The 403-nt window shown below is 70.2% G+C and carries 1 protein-coding gene; it reads left to right on the top strand.

Translation table 11 applies throughout. From position 1 onward, the window contains the following. The coding region (locus K9U40_RS24330) for an HAD-IA family hydrolase (RefSeq protein ID WP_282892606.1) at positions 1–403 on the top strand (403 nt) is incomplete at both ends.

Here is a 403-nt window from a genome sequence, read left to right as displayed (position 1 = left end):
TTCCGGCCCTTCGGGAGGAGTTCTTCGTCAACTACGAAGCCTGCATCCACGACCGCACGATCGTGTTCGACGGCGTCGAGGCGCTCATCGAACGGCTGGCGCAGGCCGGCCTGCCGTGGGGCGTCGTCACCAACAAGGCCACGCGCTTTTCCGTGCCCCTCACGCAGGCGATCCCGTTGTTCCGCACCTCCGGCGTGCTGGTGAGCGGCGACACCACGCCGCATGCCAAGCCGCATCCCGCGCCCCTGCTGGAAGCCGCGTCCCGCCTGGGCGTCCCGCCCGAAGAGTGCCTCTACGTCGGCGACGACGAGCGCGACATCGTCGCGGGTAACGCGGCCGGCATGGGCACGGTCGCGGCGCTCTACGGCTACCTCGGCCAGCACAAGGAGCCGGAGCTCTGGGG

This window comes from Xanthobacter autotrophicus, assembly GCF_030015065.1.
Taxonomy (GTDB): Bacteria; Pseudomonadota; Alphaproteobacteria; order Rhizobiales; family Xanthobacteraceae; genus Xanthobacter; species Xanthobacter autotrophicus_D.
Note: the sequence above shows the minus strand (reverse complement) of the source record. Positions and strands in the feature narration are given on the sequence as shown.